Raw genomic sequence first — 18538 nt, forward strand, 5'->3', positions numbered from 1 at the left:
GCTCTCCTACTCCTGCTCGACCATCGCCGCGTCCCGCCGGATCTCGGCCTGGGACTTGGCGTAGTCGTAGATGCGCACGCCCGAGATGAGCGCGTTGGCATGCTCGCCGCCTCCTGCCTGCCCCACCTCGATCAGAGGGGGCAGGACCTGGATCGGGCCGGCTGCGGTCTTGCTGCCCATCATCACGCCGTCCAGGTACAGCGTGATGACGTTGTTGGTGTCCCAGGTGAAGGCGATGTGGTGGTCGGTCTGGGGCGTCCAGCTCGAGATGTCGCCGGGGATGCCGATCCCGGAGTTGGAATGGGGCCAGAAGTCCCCCCGGATCTGGGAGCCGCTCTTGTAGATGCCGATGCCGTCGCCGGTGCCGCTCGCGCTCATGTAGACCTGGAAGAGCCGGAAGGTGCCGGGGGTGGTCCCGGACCAGGTGGGACGGATCCAGCCCTCGATGGTGCCGGCCGCGAGGTTGAAGCGGCCGGCCGAGCTGTAGGTGAGGGTGGTGCTCGCCGGGGCGAAGCGCTGGATGCGGTGGTTGTACCAGTCCGCCACCAGCAGGTTGCCGTTGACGTCGAACGTCATCCCGCGCGGGTAGTCGAAGGTGCCCGGCGTCGAGCCGGCTTGGCCCGCCGTCGAGATCTGCCCCAGGTAGTTGAAGGAGGGATCGAACTTCTGGATCCGCAGGCCGCTGGCTTCGCTGACCCAGAGGTTCCCGGCGGGATCGATCACGATGCTCTCGGGCCGGTTGAACTGGCCGGCCGCCGTGCCGTTCGCGCCGTAGGCCCCGAGGAAGCCGCCGCCCGAATCGAACTTCTGGAGGCGATGGTTGCCGCGATCGCATACCCAGACGTTGCCCTGGGCATCGAAGGCGAGCCCGGTGGGGGCGGCGATGCCGGCGCTGCCGAAGCTGCTGGCCCCCGCGCCGAAGGCGGGAGGATCCGCCGGGGTCGCCGAGGTCCAGGTCTTGCCGTTGCCGATGCCGCGGAGGAAGCCGCCGCCCGGGGCGAAGACCATGATCCGGTAGTTGCTGGTGTCCGCCACCCAGATGTTGCCCGCGCGATCGAGCTTGAGGTAGTGGGGCTGGTAGAGCCACCCGTTGGAGGGGCCGGAGCCGACCGCGGGCGGCCCGCCGGGCGGCCAGATGGCGCCCTGTCCGATGCCCAGCAGGAAGTTGCCGTTCGGGTCTAGCTTCTGGATGCGGTGGTTCAGGTAATCCAGCGCCACGATGTTCCCGAGGGGGTCGACGGCCACGCTCGTGATCTTTTCGAACTGGCCGTTGCCCGTTCCGTTGGTACCGAAGGAGGCGAGGAAGTTGTCATTCGGATCGAACTTGTCCACCCGGTGGAGCTGGAAGTTCGTGACGTAGACGTTCCCCTCTCGGTCCGTCGCAAGGTCCATGGGGTTGTTGAAGCTGCCGCCCCCCGCGCCGTAGCTGCCGAACTGGCCGAGGTAGAGCCCCGCCTGGCTCGACACGGCGTAGCCCGTCCCGTACCGGGTCCGGATGGGGCTCGGGTTGATGCCCGGGTTGGGCGGGGTGCTGCGAAGGTCGAAGAGCAGGTTGCCGTTCTTCGGTCCGAGCCCAGCCAGGTAGGTGCCGTCCGCCGACGACCAGGTGATGTGGCGCACCGGGTCTAGGTTGGCCAGGAGGGTGCTCGAAACGAGGCCCTTGACCGTCGTGTAGTCCGCAGCGGGGATGCCCGTGCCGCCCGGGACGAAGGTGCCTGTGGTCGGTTCCAGGGCCCCGAGCATGTTGCTTGCCGCGAGGCCCCGCAGCCGCTGGATGGCGGCGATCGCCGTCGTCCCTGCGTTGATCAGCACGCCGCTGCCCGCTGCGGTCGTGCCGGAGACCGAGGTCCAGTGGGTGCCGGTCCACGACACCAGGGTCCTCAGCCTGAGCGCGGCGCCCTCGTTGCTGCCCTCGAAGCGCTTGGATAGCTCCAGGACATAGACGGCGTTCGTCGTCGGGGTCCAGCTGACGAAGGGGTTGAGGCTGAAGGCGCCGCCGCCGTCGGTGGTGCCGGTCGCCACCACGGCGTTGGCCGCATCGAGCAGGGCGATCGTGCCGAAGGGCTTGAGGTCGCTCTCGATGGCCTGCGCCTGGTAGACGCTCGCAGCCCGCCCCCACAGAGCGCGGCTGTCCTGCGTCGAAGCGCCGGGTTGCGACGTGGGCTGAACGGTCTGAGAGAGCGGGTGGCAGGCCGCGAGGAACAGGGCGATCGCCGCAAGACGGAAGGTCTTCATCAGTAGGTCACCCCCACTTCCTGGACCTCGGGGGTCGAGGCCGGATTGGTCGAGGTCAGGGTCAGCTGGTACTTGAGAAAGCGGCTCTTGAAGCTCGCGCCCGAGAGGCTCGCGATGTTGTTGCCGGCCACGCTGCCGGCGGCGACCGGCTGGAAGGCGCTCCAGTTTACTTTGTCGCTGCTGGTGGCCACCGCCACGGCCACGCCGGTGTTGGCAGGGAGGCTCGCGACCGCCCAGTCGATCGCCCCCCAGGTCACGACGCTCTGAGCATCGAGCACCGACGAAACGTAGGTGCCGCTCGGCGCGTGGTTGCTCGGTCCCGGCGAGCGGGTGCCCGCGAGGCGGATGCCGCCGGTCGTATCCGTTGGGCTCGCGCCCTTGAACTTCGAGATGACCCCGGAGAAGATGTCGCCGACATAGGCGTCGCCCGCGGCGTCGAAGCTGAGCTCGCGCGCCTGCTTGAGCTGGGTGGCCGAGGGGCCGGTGATGCGCGCCTGGTACTGGCCGCCCGCGGTGAAGACCTGGAGGTAGTTGAGGCCGGCGGTCGGGTCGAAGTTGCAGACCCAGAGGCGGCCGAACGGGTCGAAGGCCGAAACGCCCGCTTTGCCCGGGAACTGGCCGTCGGCGCCGCCGACGCTGCCCCACGAGGAAAGGTAGGCGCCACCCGGCGAGAACACCTGGATGCGCGAGTTGTAGAGGTCCTCGACGTGGAGGTTGCCCTGACGGTCGAAGCCGGTCGCCCAGGGGCTCCAGAACCAGGCATTGGCGCTGCCCGAGGCCGCCGCGGGGGCCGCGGGGGCCGAGGTCCAGGTCGTTCCCTGCCCGATCCCGAGCAGGAACACGCCGTTCGGCGAGTACTTCACCACCCGGTGGTTGCCCAGATCCGAGATCCAGACGTTGTTGTCCCGATCGATCAGGGGCTTGTGGGGGGCGGTGAACAGGGCGGCGGCGTTGCTGCCCGAGGTCGGCGCGGGGGCCGCCTGGGAGCTGTTCCAGGTCTGGCTGCTGCCCCAGCCCATGAGGAAGCCGCCGCCCGCGTCGAACTTCTGGACCCGCTGGTTGTTGTGGTCCGTGACGTAGAGGTTGCCCTGGGCGTCGAAGGCGAGGCCCGTCGGACTGTCGAAATAACCGTTGCCGTTGCCGGCGACCGGGGTGGGGGCGGGGCCCGAGGTCCAGATGCCGCCGTTGCCCATCCCCCGCAGGAAGTTGAAGCCGGTGTCGAAGACCTGGACGCGGTGGTTGAGGCGATCGCAGACGTACATGTTGCCCTGGCGGTCGAAGGCGATGTCCTCGACCTGGTTGAACTGGCCGTTGGCGCTGCCGGTCGCGCCGGGGCTGCCCCCCAGGGCTCCCAGGTAGGCGTACATGCCGGGCACGAAGAGCTCGGTGTTGGTCACGGCCCCTGCCTGGAAGTCCGCGATCGTCGTCTGCCCCCACTGGCTCGTGCCCACCTGGGTCTGATTGCCCGCCGGGCCGCCGGTCAGATCGTCCGACCCGGCGCCTGCCCCCACCCGAACGGAGAGGCCCAAGCTGGCGCTGTTGGCTCCGCTCTTGATGCTCAAAGGCAATGCCCCCCAGCTCATGAGGGTGCCGGTGGCGTTGGGCCCGCTGTAGGCCCCCGCGTAGAGGGTGTAACCACCGCCAGGCGGCAATGCGCTCAGGAGGATGCTCTGAGGACCGGCGCCGTTGACCGTCGCGAGGCGATCGCTGTCCAAGAGGCCGGGATTGCGGAGCAGGACCTTGAGCGACTGGGTGTTGCCCACCAGGGCCTGGGCTTCGCGTGGCAAGCTGATGCGGATCGCGAGGGTGCCCGAAGACGCGGCCGCCTCCGGGCTGGACGCGGGCTCGGTACCGTGGAGCGGCGCGATCCGTGGCGCAGCGCAGCCTGCGGCGAGGCTCATCGCTGCGCAAAGCGCCAGGAAGCGGGTGAAACAAGAAACCGGCTGGGTCATGGCGGGTGTCCCCTCAGGGATATTCTACCCAGCGAGCGGCTATTGTAGTGCGGAACTGGGTTTCAGCCGCGGACGCGCCGCTTGGAACGGGCGATTGCCTTCTTGGGAACCTGCCGGGCGACGATCGGCTTCTTGGCTTCGAGCCGGGGGTTGGGACCGGCGTGCAGGACCTCGCGGGCGAGCAATTGCCGATCGGCGCGGTTGGTCTCGGCGGCGGCTGCGCGCCACTCCTTGCCGTAGCGCACGAGCGCGGCGTAGGCGGGATCCTGCGGCCCCAGGAGCGAAAGGATGGCGAGGGCCTCGGTCCACTGGCCCGCGCGGGCCTGCTCGTGGGCGCTCAGGGTCAGGCGCGACCAGAAGGCCTCCGTGTCGGCGGCCCCCAGGACCCCCGACCGGACGAGCTTGATGCCCTTCTCCCACTGGCTCGAGGCCATGAAGCGCTTGATGCGGGTCTCGGGCGCATCGACCAGATCCAGGCGGTAGGGCCCTTCGAGCCGCTCCTCCAGGTCGTTCGGGCCGCGCACCCCGAGCGTCACCGTCACCGTCGGCAGGCCGAACAGGGGGCGCAGCTGGCCTTTGTCGGCCAGCGCCAGGGCGTCCTTGCCGTTGACGAAGCGCAGCCGGTAGACGCGATCGCCCGCGACGCTCAGCCGGGCGCCGTCCGCCGGCGAGTGCGGGTCGATCCCCGTCACGAGCAGGCTTTGCGGGGTGCGCTCGACCTGGATCCCGGAGTTGCCGAGCTCGAAAGCCTCGGCCGCGGGCGCCATGAGGGCGGTAAGGGCGATCGCCGCCCCTAATCGTCCGAGAGTTCGAGCCATTCTTCGGTCAACGCTTCGTGCCGCGCGCGGCTCTCGTCGAAGTCCGCGGTCACGGCGGCGGCCCGCACGTGGTCCTCGTAGAGGGCGGGGTCCGCGATGAGGGCCTCGAGCTCGGCGATCCGTGCTTCAAGCTCGGCGATCTCGGTTTCCAGGGCCTCGATCCGGCGCGTGCGCTGGAAGGCGTTGAGCTTGGGCTTCTTGGGGCTCGAAGTACTCGCGGCGGCTTCCGTGACCGGGGCGGGCTTGGCGCTCGGCTTGGCGGCAGAGGCCGTGACCTGCGCGTTGCTCGCGCCCTGGGGCCGTAGCTGCTCGCGGTAGGCGGTGTAGTTGCCCACGAACAGCTTGGGGCCTGCCTCGCCGAAGGCCATGACGTGGGTGGCGACGCGGTCCAAGAGGTAGCGGTCGTGCGAGATCAGGATGACGGTGCCGGCGAACTCTTCGAGGGCGTCGGCGAGCATCTCCTTGGAGCCCAGGTCCAGGTGGTTGGTCGGCTCGTCCAAGAGCAGCAAGTTCGCGGGCTTCATGAGCATCTTGGCCAGGCAGAGCCGTGCGCGCTCGCCGCCCGAGAGCTTCGAGACCGGCTTGAACACGTCTTCGCCGCGGAACAAGAAGCGCGCAAGCAGGCTGCGGGTGCGCTCCAGGGTCCAGGCGTCTCCGTCCACCGAGCGGTACGCCTCGTCCAGGACCGACTGGTCCTCGTTGAGCTGGTCGGCCTGGTGCTGCGAGTAGTAGGCGGGCTTCACGTTGTAGCCGAGGCTCGCCTCGCCGTCGTCCGGCTCCTCTTGAAGCGCGAGCATGCGCAGGAGGGTGGACTTGCCGCACCCGTTGGGGCCCACCAGCGCGAGGCGCTGGCCGCGCTCCAGCTTGAGGCTCAGCGCGGAGATGACGGGCTTGCCGTCGTAGGCCTTGGAGAGGTGGGAGCCCGAGAGCACCAGCTGGCCGCTCGGCGGCGCCGGCGGGAAGCGGAAGCGCACCGTGTCGAGGACGGTGGGTGCTTCCAGGCGCTCGATTTTCTCCAGCTGCTTCTCGCGGCTCTTGGCCTGGGTCGAGCGGGTGGCCGAGGCCCTGAACTTCTCGACGAAGGCCTGCTGGCGGCCCAGCTCGCGCTGCTGGCGGTCGAAGGCCACCTGCTGGGCGGCGACGCGCTCCTTCTTCTGGTCCAGGTAAGTGGTGTAGTTGCAGGCGTAGTCGTCGATCCGGCTCTGCTCGAGCTCGGAGATCCGGGTGACGACCCGATCGAGGAAGCGCCTATCGTGCGAGATCACGACCACCGTGCCCGGGTAGTCGCGCAGGTAGTCCTCGAGCCACTCGATGGCATCCAGGTCCAGGTGGTTGGTCGGCTCGTCCAAGAGCAAGAGGTCGGGCTGGAGCAAGAGGAGCTTGGCGAGGGTGACGCGCATCTGCCAGCCGCCCGAGAAGCTCTCGACCAGGCGCTGGCGATCGCTCTCCGAGAAGCCCAGCCCCGAGAGCACCTTGCCGATCTGGGTCTCGACGGTGTAGCCCCCCATAGCCTCGAAGGCCTCGGTGGCCTGAGCCTGCGCCATGGTCAGGTTCGAGAGCTCGGTGGCATCCGAGGCGCGGGTGAGCTGGTCGGCGAGCTCGGCGAGGCGATCGGCCTGGGCCTGCAGGGCGGCGAAGGCCGTCCACATCTCGGCCTGGAGGGTGCGGCCGGCGATGCCGGGCAGCTCCTGCGATAGGTAGCCGAGGGTCGCCTTGGGCCGCAAGAGGACGCGCCCCTCGTCGGGGCTGGTCTCGCCGAGCAGGATCTTGAGCAGGGTGGACTTGCCCGCGCCGTTGGGGCCGACCAGCCCGACGCGATCGCCGGGGGAGACATGCCAATCGACCTCGTCCAGGACGGTCTTGGTCGGGAAGTGCTTGGAAACGCCGGAAAGGGTGATCATCCCTGCATGTTACCAGGCGCCGGGGTGGGCATCAATCCGGCATGGGGCTTCCGGGCGGCAAGCCGACGAGTCCCACCTTCCGTGAGGGGATGGCCTGGGGCGCCCACTGGCGCCGGATCCGCCCGAGGGTTCCGTCCTGTTCCATGGCGCGCAGGGCGCCGAGCCAGCGCTGGATGGTCGATGCCGGGGTCCCGCGCGAGAAGGCCAGGTAGAGATCCTGGCGCTTCACCAAGAGCTTTCGTTCGACCTCGTCCGGGCGGTGGCCGATCTCGCGCAGCAGGTGCGGCACCGTGAGGCTCGAGTCGCTCCACAGCTCCACCCGCCCGGCCAGGAGCTTGCGCGCCGAGGTCTGGGGGGACGAGGAGATGTCCAGGTTGGTGAAGCCGAGCTGGCGCAGGGTGCTCAAGTAGCTGGTGTCGCGCTGGGTGGCGATCCGCTTGACGCGCTTGGCGTCCTCCAGGCTGCGAATGACGAGCGGGCTGCCGCGCCGCGCGAAGAGGACGTTGTCGAGGCTCGCCACCGGCCCGATCAGGGTGAGGTGCTTTTCCCGCTCGGGGGAGTGGAGGGTGGGGAAGAGCATGACGTCCGGCAGGCGCAGGGCCGTCTGGTACCCGCGGGCCCAGGGCACGAGCTCGACCGGGGTGCGGTCCTTCAGCCGGGCCTGGATCTCCTGGACGATCGCGCCGACCATGCCATCGGGGATGCCCCGGTGCGCGCCGCTGAGGGGCGGCCAATCCTCGGTGACGATCCGCAGGGCGGCGGCAGGGGGTGCGAGGACGAGCCAGGCGATGAGGCCGAGGCAGCCGAGACGCTGCGAGAAGGCGCGCATGAGGGCCTTCTTTTCTCGGACGCTCATGATCCGCCAAGGGCTTCGGCGTGCGTCGGCATGGGGCTGCCGGGGGCAAGGCCGGTGAGCTCGATGTGCGAAGGCGGAGTCTTGCCCGGCAGCCACTTGCGGTGGATCCGGGCCAGGGTGCCGTCGCGGCGCATGGCCTGGAGCGTCGTATGCCAGGCGTGGACGGTCGCGGCGGAGGTCCCGCGCGAGAAGGCCAGGTACACGCCGGTGCGGTCGACCACGACCCGGGGGGCCAGCTCCGTCGGGCGGTGGCCGATCTCGTTTAAGAGCCACGGCATGCTGAAATCGGCGTCCAGCCAGAGGTCGATCCGGCCGACCAGGAGCTTGTGGGCGGCGATCTTGGGGGTGGCCGAGACGTCGAGGTTCTTGAAGCCGTGCTTGAGCAGGAAGTCCATGAAGACGGTGCCCGCGTACACGCCCACGCGCTTCACCTTGCGGGCGTCGTCCACGGTGCGCACCTCGCGGTGCCGATCCTTGCGGGCGTAGAACACGGTCTGGTACTCGGCGAGGGGGCCCAAGAGGGTGAAGTTCCGCTTGCGCTCGGGGGTGCCGCTGACGCTGAAGAGCAAAACGTCGGGCTGGGTCTTGAGCAGGTGAAGGCCTCGCGCCCATGGGACCATCTGGATGGGGACCTTGGAGTGCTGGCGGGCGAGAATCTCCTGGACCACCTCCACGCTCAGGCCGCGGGGGCCGCCGGGCGCCGAGAACTCCAGCGGAGGCCACTCGTCGGTGACGATGACGAGCGCCCGCGCCGGGCTCGCGAGGCCGAGGCCGGCGGCGGCGGCGAGAATCGAAGCCCCCATGATCCTTGCGCGCATGCCTCGTCTCCCGGTCTCTCCTGCCGCACTCGTGGCGGCAGCATAGCACATCGCTCCTAGCCGAGCCCGATGCGCAGCTCCTCGCCCCGCGCCTCCAGGTGCACGTCGGCGAACCCTGCCGCCTGGAGGGCTTGTAGCGCCTGGGCGATCGCTTCTCGGCGCGGAGCATCGAGCCTGCCTTCAAGGGCCGCGAGCGGGATGCGTTGCCAGGCCTTGTCGCGGGCGCGCTTGAGGATCTCCTCACCCGCCAGGCGCATGCCGGCGACGAAGCCGAGGGTGTAGCCTTCGAGCGGCGCCATGGGGCCCACGCCCCAGAGCCCTTGCTCGGTGAAGGTGAACTCGGCCGCTCGTTCAATTGCCGCTTTGTCGCTGAAGTCCATCATGCGCTTCTTATTCCCCGCTTGCCTCGCCCCTTCCCTTCCGGATGGTAGCGAAGGGGCGCGCGATTTCAAAAGGCCTGCCGGATGATTCCTCGACGACGCGGCGCGCCTGAGGAACAAAAGTCCCTTGCAGCCTTCGCCTCCCTCGCTTATGTTAAGGATTGTAAGCGATAAGCGTGCTCAGGAGCGCCGGAGCGTGGCGGAAGGAACGAAGCATGGGGCGGCGGAGGCCGCGATGAAGGGGTCGTTCAGGGCGGGGTGGGAGAGCCTGCGCCGCTGGGCCGTTTCGCTGCGCGGCGCCATCGTCCTCACGCTGGTGCTGGGCCTGCTCATTCCCGCCACCGTCGCGAGCACCGTGATGCTGCAACGCCAGCACCACGAAGGCCTCATTTCGCTCGCCTCCAGTCAGACCCGCCTGGTCAGCATCCTGGCGCGGGGGATGGAGCAGCCCCTCTGGAACCTCAACGCCGAGGAGGGCCAGCCCCTGGTCGATGCGATCATGGGGGATCGGCGGGTGGTGCGGGTCGAGGTCCGGGATCCGGCACTCGGCGTCTTCGTCCGGGCCCAGAGCGCGCCGCCCCAAGAGGGACGCCTCTACGTCATGCAGCGCGAGGTGCGGCACCAGGACCAGGTGATCGGCTCGGTCCTGCTCGAGATGTCCGATGCGTCCCTGGTGGCGCAGATGGCCGCCAACCGCGCCTGGCTGCTCGTGGTGCTGGGGGCCCAGATCCTCTTCAGCCTGCTCTTGATCCTGCTCTTGCTCCAGCAGCGCCTCTTGAACCCCATCCGCCGCCTGATGGGCGAGGCCGAGCGCCTGGAGCACAAGCAGCTGGATACCCCCTTCGTCTGGGAGCGCAAGGACGAGCTGGGCCGCCTCGGCAATCGCCTGGAGACCACCCGCCAGGCCCTGCGCGCCCTCTTCGCGCAGCTCGAAGAGAAGAACCGCGAGCTGCAAGAAGACATCGCCATGCGCGAGCGAGCCGAGGCCGAGCGCGCCGAGTCGATCCTGCGCGAGCAGAAGGCACGAGCCGAGCTGGAGGCCGCGCAGGGTCTCGATCGTCTCAAGAACGACTTCGTCAACTCGGTCTCCCACGAGCTGCGCACCCCGCTCACCACCATCAAGGGCTACACCGAGTTCCTGGAGGACGGCATCGGCGGCGATCTCTCCGATACGCAGCTGAAATTCGTCAAGCAGATTGGCCAGAGCACCGGCCGCCTGGAGCGCCTGGTGGACGACCTTCTGGACTTCGCCCGGATGGAGGCCGGCACCTTCCGGCTCAACGTGGTGCGCGAGGATCTCGCCGCCAAGGTCCAGGAAGTGATCGCGAGCCTCGAGCCCCAGAGCGAGGCGGCCGGGCTCACGCTGCGCCCGGTCCTGCAGGATACGGAGCTGTGGCTCGAGATGGACCCCCAGCGCATCGCGCAGGTGCTCATCAACCTGATCGGCAACGCCATCAAGTTCACGCCGCCCGGCGGCCTGGTCGAGGTGCGGCTGTGCGCCGAGGACGACATGGTCCGCTGCGAGGTCGCCGACAACGGCGTGGGCATCTCCCCCGAGGACCAGGCCAGGCTCTTCCAGCGCTTCAGCCAGCTGTCGCCCGGCATGCGAAAGGGCGGCACCGGCCTGGGCCTCTCCATCTCGAAGGCCCTGATCGAGGCCCACGGCGGCCAGATCGGCGTCGAGAGCATCCCGGGCCGCGGGACCACCTTCTGGTTCACCCTGCCGCTTGCGCCGACCCTCGCGGGGGTGAAATGACGTAAAATAAGGGTATGAGCGCGATTGACGACCAGATGTCCCTGTTTGCGGCCGGCAAGGGCGGCACGGGGATCGACCCTGATTCCCCTCTGGCCCACCGGATGCGCCCGCGAGGGATCGACGAGTACCTGGGCCAGGAGCACCTCCTGGGCGAGGACAAGCCCCTGCGCAAGCTGATCGAGGCCGACAAGGTGCCCTCGCTCATCTTCTGGGGGCCGCCCGGGGTGGGCAAGACCACCCTCGCCCAGCTCATCGCCCGCGCCACCGAGGCCCGCTTCGTGCCCTTCTCGGCGGTCACCGGCGGGGTGGCCGAGCTGCGCGAGCGGCTCAAGGAGGCCAAGGAGCAGAAGCGCCTCGGCCGTCGGACCATCCTGTTCATCGACGAGATCCACCGCTTCAACAAGGGCCAGCAGGACGCCTTCCTGCCCCACGTGGAGGACGGCACCGTCACCCTGATCGGGGCGACCACCGAGAACCCCAGCTTCGAACTCAACGCGGCGCTGCTCTCCCGGGCGCGGGTGCTGACCCTTCAGCCCCTGCCGGACGAGGCGATCACGGGCCTCTTGCGCCGCGCCTGGACCGATGCCGAGCGGGGGCTCGGCCAGGATGCCGACGCGCTGAGCGACGAGGTCTTCGCCCTGTTGACCGAGTTCGCCGGGGGCGACGCCCGCAGCGCCCTCAATGCCCTGGAGACGGTGCGGGACCTGGCGGATCGCTCGCTCGAATCCATCGCCCAGGCCCTCCAGCAGCGCACCATGCCCTACGACAAGGGCGGCGAGAACCACTACGACACCATCTCGGCCTTCATCAAGACCATCCGGGGATCCAACCCGGACGCAGCCCTCTACTGGCTGGCTCGCATGCTCGCAGGCGGCGAGGACCCGGTCTTCATCGCACGCCGGCTGCTCATCCTCGCCAGCGAGGACGTGGGCAACGCCGACCCGAGAGCCCTCTCGGTCGCCATGACCACCTTCCAGGCGGTGCAGGTCCTGGGGATGCCCGAGGCGCGCATCCCCCTCGCGCAGGCCGTCACCTACCTGGCGGCGGCCCCCAAGAGCAACGCCAGCTACATGGGCATCAACGAGGCCCTCTCGGCCGTCGCCAAGCTGCCCACCTACCCGATCCCCCTCCATCTCAGGAATGCGCCCACCAAGCTGATGAAGCAGCTCGGCTACGGCAAGGAGTATCTCTACCCCCACGACTATCCCGGTGGCTTCGTGGGCCAGGCCTACTGGCCGGAGGGGATGCAGCCGCAGCGCTTCTACCGCCCCACCGAGCACGGGGAGGAAGGCCGGATCAAGGCACGGATCGAGGCCCTGCGCGCCTCGCTCAAGTCGAAGCCGCCGGAGCGCCCCTGATCCCTGCGCGCGCGAGCGGCAGCCTAAACCAGAAGATGCTCCCCTTCCCGGGGCTGCTCTCGACCCCGATCCGCCCCCCGTGGGCCTCGATCAGGGCCTTCGAGATGGCCAAACCCAGGCCGGTTCCGCCCTTTCGCATGCCCGGTTCGAGCTGACTGAAGCGCTGGAAGAGCTTGGCTTGGTCCTCGGGCGGGATCCCGGGCCCGTCGTCCTCGACCTCGCAGACCAGTTCGTCCGCCTCGCGCTTCAGGCGGACCGTGACGTGGCCGCCGGGTGGGGTGAACTTGAGGGCGTTACCGATCAGGTTGATGAGCACCTGCCCGATGCGCTGGGCGTCCGCCTCCAGGTCGAGGGGCGCGCTTTCGATCTGGCTGATCAGGGTCACCTGGGCCTGAGCGGCCTGGGGCCGGAAGCTCTCGACGATCTCGTCGACCTTGTCGCCCAGATCGAACGGGGCCACCGTCAGCCGGAAGGTGCCGGCCTCGATCCGGGCGAAGTCCAGGAGATCGTCGATCAGCCGCTTCAGGCGCTCGCTGCTTGCCTGGATCTGCTTGACGAACTCGAGCTGCTGGGCGGCCAGGGCGCCGCCCACCTCGTCCTCCAGGAACTCGGTGTAGCCCATGATCGAGGTCAGAGGGGTGCGCAACTCGTGGGAGACGGCGTTGACGAAGGCGCTCTTGAGGCGATCGAGCTCTTGGAGCTCGCGGTTGCGCTCCTGGAGGGCCTCTTCGAGCCGCTTCTGCTCCGAGATGTCGATGATGAGCCCTTCGAGCCGGATCTCGCCGGGCTGCTCGCCCAGCACGCTCACCCCTTGCTCCCAGACCCACTTGGTCCGGTCGTCGGCGGTCCGGAGGCGGTAGACGAGGCGGTAGGGGCGGTGCTCGACGAGCGAGGCCTCGACCTCCTGGCGCACGCGTTCGCGATCGTCGGGGTGGATCAGGTCGGTGTACCCCAGGTGTCGGTTGTGGACGAGATCGCTCGGCGCGTAGCCGGTGAGGGCCTTGCTCCCCTCGCTGACGAACTCCATGGTCCAGTGGGGATCGAGCCGGCAGCGATAGGCCATTCCCGGCAGGTTGGAGAGCAGGGCGGCCTGGCTCCTGCGGTTGGCCTCCAGCTCGCGGGTGCGCGCCTCGAGGCCCTCGGTGGCATCCCGCAGGCCGGAGAGCATCGCCTGGGCGCTCTGGCCGAGCTGGTCGTGCGGGCCTCGCGGTGTGATGGTACCCGAGAAGTCGTGCCGGGCGATGCGCTGGAAGTGCGCGCTGAGCTCGTTCAGGTAGGCGATCGCCTGCCTGAAGGCTGTCGCCATCCGGCCGAACTCATCGTCGCTCGGCAGTTCTCCGAGCTGGTTGACGAGCCGCCGGACCTGGTGGAGGTCCCCCTGGGCGAGGGCCTCGCAGGCGGCGGCCATGGGGGTGAGCGGCCGCGTGGCCCTGCCGATGAGCCAGATGAGCATGGCCGCGAGCGCGAGCAGGATTCCCGTCGCGGCCAGCGCGCGGGTCCAGAGGAAGTGATTGAGCGGCCGCAAGGTGGCCGCCTCGTCGACCAGGAGCATGACGTGCCAGCCACCCGTGCTCACCCGGTTCGAGAAGACCCAGGCGGCCTTGCCGTCGATGGGATCGGTCGCCTTCGCGAAGGAGCCCGGGCTCAGCCGGCTCAGGTGTGGCCAATCGAGCTTCGCGAGCGACGAGGAGGCGTAGGGCAGAGCGTAGTCCGCGGGCCGCGGGGTGACGATCAGGCGCCCCTGCGGGCTCAGGACCAACAGGTGGGAGTGGGGCATGGTGGGCAGCCGTGCGATCGCGCGGTTGATCGATTCGAGGCTCAGGTCGGTGCCCGTGATCCCGACGAAGCGCCCGTCGATTCGCAGAGGCAGGGTGAAGGAGACCATGGAAATGCCCAGGAGGCGGTAGGGCTCGGTGATGAAGGGGATGCCGAGCCGCTTGGTCTCGGAGTAGAACGCGAAGGAGTCGATGTCCTCGACCCCGGTCAAGCGCAGCTGCTCGCCCGAGCGGTACCAGTAGGGGGTGAAGCGCCCGTTCGGCATGGCGGGGTGCGATCGCCAGCGCGCGTCTTGGCCGTCGGCGTTGGGCTCGTAGTTCACGTAGGTGGCCAGGATGTTGGGGGTGTGGCGCACGAGGCTCTGCATGAGGGAAAGGACCGCCTCTCGCTGTCCGAAGCCGCCGCTTTCCTGCATGGCCAAGAGGTCGCGCGAGATCTGCTGGGCCCGCAGGTTGTCGGCGTTGAGCTCCTGGGCGACGCTCGCGGTGACGCGCCGACCGTCCTCCGCGATGCGTTCGACCAGCATCCGCTTGAGGAACGTGGCGCCGCTCGCGATGAGCAGCCCGAGCAACAGGGCCGTGATCAGGCCGACCTTGGCGGCGATCTGGGCGTTGAGGTGCTGGAATGCGAAGGGCTTCTTCATCAGGGCCTGCCGGGGCGCGGAGAATCAGCGCAGGGCGCGCTCGCGATCGCCCGCCGACATGCTCGCGGGCTGGAGGTAGATCTCTTCGACCTTGCGCTGGAGGCGACGGAGCCTCGCGAGCATGAACCAAATGTAGCTCGCGAGGCTCTGGTCATCCGCTTCGAAGAAGAGCTGAGCCGTCTCGCGGACCTGGCGGCTGTGCACCGACAGGTGGCGCGGGTGCTCGCGGGCGAGTTCCTCGAGGAGGATCTGCTCCGCACCGTTTGCGGCTGGTAGGTAATGTTTGAAGCTGCCCATCGCCTTCACCCCTTCGTGCAAGCGTTCCACTCCGTCGCGCGCGGGTGGCCTCTCGCGAGGATCTCGCGAGGCTCGAACGGGTCTGATTGTTGCGGTGATGGGGCCTGACGGGGCGGCGGGCCTGGTGGGTCAGGGGGTGTTTCTTGGTCCTGGGGTCAAGTGTAACTCCCGGTGAGGGGGTGTCAACGGCCTGCCCCGCGCATGCTAGAATCCAGACGGATGGCGGCTGCTCTCGATGGGGCGGCGTAGAAGCGAGGGAGGCTTTAATGAAGCGAGTCTTGATCCCGGCGTTGGCGGTGGCGGCTTTGGCGGCGTGCACAACCCCGCCGATCGATACCCCGAAGGCGACCGGCAGCGTCACTCTGAGCGAGTTGACGGGTCTTCCCCGCGAGACGGCCGGCCCCGCCATGGTGCCCGCGGTCCCCGCCTTCAACATCAACGCGCCGGAGGGGCTCGCGATCCCCGTGCCCGACAACGCGCGGCAGGTGACCCTCTCGACGGCGACGCTCCACATCAAGTTGACGAACCGGATGGCGATCCCGCTGCAGTTCAGGCTGGCGCTGTCCAAGACCGACCGTCCCTACGAGGATGCGTCGGCCAGCCTCACCCCGGAGCCGCTCCTCATCGCGGAAGGCGAGTCCAAGCAAATCGATCGGCCGGTGGATCCCACCCTGTTCAAGCAGCCCAAGGTCTACATGGGCGTGACCCTGAGCACCCCGGGCAACTTCCCGAAGATCGTGACGGTCCGGGGGACGGACGCCATCGACGTGGAGTCGTGGGTGACGGTGCAGGTGAAGCTGCTGTAGTAGGTCAGGGCGCGACGGCCGAGGTGCGCTGGGCCTCCGGGCGTACCGGCGTGCCGTCGTCCGCCCAGACCAGGCCGGCCTCGGTACGCACGAAGAAGGTGCCGTTGACGCGGCGGTGACCCTGGATGGTCGGTTCGGCGCTCGCCGGCTCGGGCGCGGCGGGCTCGGACGGCCGGGCGGCAGGGACCGGAGGCGCCGGCGGCTGCGGCGCAGCGGCAGGAGCTTGGCGGCTGGGGTAGACCTGCTCGGCCAGGCGCTTGCTCCATTCGCCGCGCACGGGGGTCTTGTCGTCGGCCCAGACCAGCTGGCCCTGCACGATCCGGTAGAAGTGGCCGTCGACGCGGCGGTGGCCCTGGAACTGGTCCCCCACCACCCCGGGTTGGAGCGGCTTGGCGGGCACCTGGCGTGCGGGCGGTCGGCTCATGCGCGGGGCTTCGCGCTTGTCGACGGGCGTGATCGAGACGTCGAAGCCGCCGTCCGGCTTGCGCGACACCACCGCGCGAGAAGGGGTCTGCTTGGCCGTATGCTTGCCCAGGCCCTCGGTGGTGCGCAGGGAATGCTTGGAGGGCTGCGTGGCCTGCCGGGTCTTGGCGCTGGGCGCCGCGTGATCGGGGGCGCTGGCGCGCGCGCTCGTCGGGATGAGCAGCAGCTGGCCCGGATAGATCAGGTCGGGATTCTGGATGATGCCCTGGTTGGCGGCGTAGAGCGAGCGCCACTGGCGGCCCTTGCCCAGGAGCACGCGCGAGATGGTCCAGAGGCAGTCGCCCTCTTTGACCCGGTAGCGCTGCGCCGGCGTCTCGCGTACCAATCGGACGGGCTTTTCCGGCACGGTGATGGCCGGGGCGGGCTCGGGGGTCTGGGCGGCGTCGGGCAGCGGCTGGGGAGGCGCCTCGGGGGCGTGCGCGGCAGCGCTCGCATCCACCGCCGTGGGCAGCACGAGACCCGCCAGCAGCGTGGCGGCGACGACGGGATTGGTTAGAGTCCTGCGGACGCGCATCGGATTCCCCAAACAGGCGGAAGCTATCCCATGATCTCGGCGGAGCCTTCACGATCTGAAGGGTCCCCATCGATCTATACCTTGAATGGTCCTTTACTTCAAGGTCAGGCCTTACGGGTCTTGGGATCCAAGAGGTCCCGAAGCCCGTCGCCAAGCAGGTTGAAGCCCAAAACCACCGCCATGACGGCGAGGCCGGGGAAGGCGACGGTCCAGGGGGCCGAGCGGATGAAGGCGCGGGCCTGGTTGAGCATGGTCCCCCACTCGGGCTGGGGCGGCTGGGCGCCCAGCCCCAGGAAGGAAAGGCCCGCCGTCTCGAGGATGGCGGTCGCGATCCCGAGGGTGGCCTGCACCAGGATGGGGGTCAGGCAGTTGGGCAACACGTGCCGCCACAGCATAAAAGCGTGGGAAGCCCCCGCCATCCGCGCGGCCTCGACGTACTCCTGCTCTTTGAGCCCGAGGGCTGCCGCGCGCACCAGGCGCGCGTACTGCGGCACGTTGACCAGCCCGATGGCGAGCATGGCGTTGGTCAGGCTCGGTCCGAGCACCGCCACCACGAGGATCGCAAGCAGCATCCCGGGGAAGGCCATGAGCATGTCCATCAGGCGCATGAGGGTCTCGTCCACCCACTTGCCGGCGTAGCCCGACACGAGCCCGATGGGCACGCCGAGGCCGAGGGCGATCGCCACCGACAGGAGCCCCACCTGCAAGGAGACCCCCGCCCCCCACAAGAGGCGCGACAGCAGGTCCCGCCCCAGGTCGTCGGTGCCGAGCCAGTGGGCGAACGAGGGCGGCTGCAGGCGCTGGGCCAGGTCCTGGGCCAGAGGGTCGTGAGGGGAGAGCCACGGGGCCAAAAGCGCGATGGCGAAGTACGCCAGCACGAGCGCACCGCCCGCGACCGCCGAGCGGTTGCGCGCGAAGCGCCGGGCAAAGAGCGAAAGCTGGCTCATCCGCGCAACCTCGGATCGAGCCGGGGGTAGAGCAGGTCGGTCATGAGGTTGACGAGCACGAACGAGAAGGCGAATACCAGCACGCACCCTTGTAACAGGGGGAAGTCCCGGGCGAAGACCGCCCCCATCGCGAGCGAGCCGATCCCCGGCCACGAGAAGATGCTCTCGGTCAGGACCGCCCCCGAGAGCAGGGTGCCCAGTTGCAAGCCCGCGACCGTCACGATGGGGATCAGGGCGTTGCGAAGGGCGTGGCGCCAGACGACCACCTTCTCGCTGAGGCCCTTGGCGCGGGCCGCGCGCACGTAGTCGGCGCCCAGCACCTCCAGCATGGCCGCGCGGGTCATGCGGGTGATGACGGCCATGGGCACCGTCGCGAGCGTCAGCGCGGGCAGGATGAGGTGCCGCGCGCTCGAAACGAAGGCTTGAGGGTCGCGGGCGAGGAGGCTATCGAGCAGGTAGAAGCCCGTCACGGCCGGGATGTCGAGGGCGAGATCCAGCCTTCCCGAGAGGGGCGTCAGGCGCAGGAAGGCCGAGAAGACCAGCATCAGGACGAGCCCCAGCCAGAAGATGGGCATGGAGGTCCCCACCAGCGCGCCCGAGGTGGCGAGCATGTCCACCCACGAGCCCTTGCGCCGTGCCGCCAGGATCCCCACGGGCACCCCGACCGCGAGCGCGATCGCAAGGGACGCCACCGCAAGCTCGATCGTCGCTGGCAGGCGGCGGGCGATCTCGACCGTCACCGCCTCGCCGGTGGTGATCGAGCGGCCCAGATCCCCGTGGGAAAGCCGCGCGACGTAGGTGCCGAACTGGACGACAGGAGGCCGGTCGAGCCCGAGATCGCTGCGGAGCTTGGCGATGGTCTCGGGCCGGGCCCGCTCGCCGAGCATCACCTGGGCGGGATCCCCCGGCACCAGGCGCACGGCGACGAACACCACCAGGGTCACCCCGAACAGGATGGGCACGAGGAGCAAGAGGCGCCGTAGGAGGGTCTGGAGCAT

General features: G+C 69.1%; 15 protein-coding genes. 3 read left to right on the forward strand and 12 right to left on the reverse strand.

What is annotated here, in order from left to right:
• Positions 1-6: 6 nt before the first annotated feature.
• The 7 genes from J7643_13680 to J7643_13710 all read right to left on the reverse strand — a co-directional run bounded on the left by J7643_13680 (position 7) and on the right by J7643_13710 (position 8963).
• Positions 7-2235 carry a hypothetical protein gene (locus J7643_13680; GenBank protein ID MBO9541633.1) on the reverse strand — a complete coding sequence of 743 codons (2229 nt, stop codon included), beginning with the start codon at positions 2233-2235 and terminating at the stop codon, positions 7-9.
• The gene (locus J7643_13685; GenBank protein ID MBO9541634.1) at positions 2235-4187 is read right to left on the reverse strand and encodes a hypothetical protein; all 1953 of its coding nucleotides are present in this window, start codon (positions 4185-4187) and stop codon (positions 2235-2237) included. Before J7643_13685 ends, J7643_13680 begins: the two co-directional genes overlap by 1 nt.
• A gap of 62 nt (positions 4188-4249) precedes the next feature.
• Complete coding sequence (locus J7643_13690; protein MBO9541635.1) at positions 4250-5005, reverse strand: hypothetical protein; 756 nt, start codon at positions 5003-5005, stop codon at positions 4250-4252.
• On the reverse strand, positions 4981-6906 hold the full coding sequence (locus J7643_13695) for an ABC-F family ATP-binding cassette domain-containing protein (GenBank protein MBO9541636.1): 1926 nt from the start codon (positions 6904-6906) through the stop codon (positions 4981-4983). Before J7643_13695 ends, J7643_13690 begins: the two co-directional genes overlap by 25 nt.
• Before the next feature lie 31 nt (positions 6907-6937).
• On the reverse strand, positions 6938-7762 hold the full coding sequence (locus J7643_13700; GenBank protein MBO9541637.1) for a transporter substrate-binding domain-containing protein: 825 nt from the start codon (positions 7760-7762) through the stop codon (positions 6938-6940).
• On the reverse strand, positions 7759-8580 hold the full coding sequence (locus J7643_13705; GenBank protein MBO9541638.1) for an ABC transporter substrate-binding protein: 822 nt from the start codon (positions 8578-8580) through the stop codon (positions 7759-7761). Before J7643_13705 ends, J7643_13700 begins: the two co-directional genes overlap by 4 nt.
• 56 nt (positions 8581-8636) lie before the next feature.
• On the reverse strand, positions 8637-8963 hold the full coding sequence (locus J7643_13710; protein ID MBO9541639.1) for a hypothetical protein: 327 nt from the start codon (positions 8961-8963) through the stop codon (positions 8637-8639).
• Positions 8964-9156: 193 nt separating this feature from the next.
• On the opposite strand from J7643_13710, the gene J7643_13715 reads away from it, so the two are divergent.
• Both J7643_13715 and J7643_13720 read left to right on the forward strand, forming a co-directional pair.
• Positions 9157-10716: a HAMP domain-containing protein gene (locus tag J7643_13715; GenBank protein ID MBO9541640.1), complete on the forward strand. Its 1560-nt coding sequence runs from the start codon at positions 9157-9159 to the stop codon at positions 10714-10716.
• Positions 10717-10730: 14 nt separating this feature from the next.
• A complete protein-coding gene (locus tag J7643_13720) occupies positions 10731-12074 on the forward strand; it encodes a replication-associated recombination protein A (protein ID MBO9541641.1) in 1344 nt (447 codons plus the stop codon).
• Here the strand turns inward: J7643_13720 and J7643_13725 are convergent.
• Together J7643_13725 and J7643_13730 are read right to left on the reverse strand one after the other, a co-directional pair.
• Positions 12046-14493: a PAS domain-containing protein gene (locus tag J7643_13725; protein MBO9541642.1), complete on the reverse strand. Its 2448-nt coding sequence runs from the start codon at positions 14491-14493 to the stop codon at positions 12046-12048. The two genes, J7643_13720 and J7643_13725, sit on opposite strands and share 29 nt — an antisense overlap.
• Positions 14494-14517: 24 nt before the next feature.
• The gene (locus tag J7643_13730; GenBank protein MBO9541643.1) at positions 14518-14811 is read right to left on the reverse strand and encodes a hypothetical protein; all 294 of its coding nucleotides are present in this window, start codon (positions 14809-14811) and stop codon (positions 14518-14520) included.
• 245 nt (positions 14812-15056) lie between these two features.
• On the opposite strand from J7643_13730, the gene J7643_13735 reads away from it, so the two are divergent.
• On the forward strand, positions 15057-15596 hold the full coding sequence (locus J7643_13735) for a lipoprotein (protein MBO9541644.1): 540 nt from the start codon (positions 15057-15059) through the stop codon (positions 15594-15596).
• 4 nt (positions 15597-15600) lie between these two features.
• Here the strand turns inward: J7643_13735 and J7643_13740 are convergent, their stop codons facing one another.
• The 3 genes from J7643_13740 to J7643_13750 all read right to left on the reverse strand — a co-directional run bounded on the left by J7643_13740 (position 15601) and on the right by J7643_13750 (position 18538).
• Complete coding sequence (locus J7643_13740; protein MBO9541645.1) at positions 15601-16593, reverse strand: LysM peptidoglycan-binding domain-containing protein; 993 nt, start codon at positions 16591-16593, stop codon at positions 15601-15603.
• Positions 16594-16697: 104 nt separating this feature from the next.
• Positions 16698-17540, reverse strand: coding sequence for an ABC transporter permease (locus tag J7643_13745; GenBank protein MBO9541646.1), 843 nt, complete (start codon positions 17538-17540; stop codon positions 16698-16700).
• Positions 17537-18538 (reverse strand): ABC transporter permease, encoded by a 1002-nt coding sequence (locus tag J7643_13750; protein MBO9541647.1) that lies wholly within the window; start codon positions 18536-18538, stop codon positions 17537-17539. Before J7643_13750 ends, J7643_13745 begins: the two co-directional genes overlap by 4 nt.

It is taken from the genome of bacterium (genome assembly GCA_017744355.1).
Taxonomy (GTDB): Bacteria; Cyanobacteriota; Sericytochromatia; order S15B-MN24; family UBA4093; genus JAGIBK01.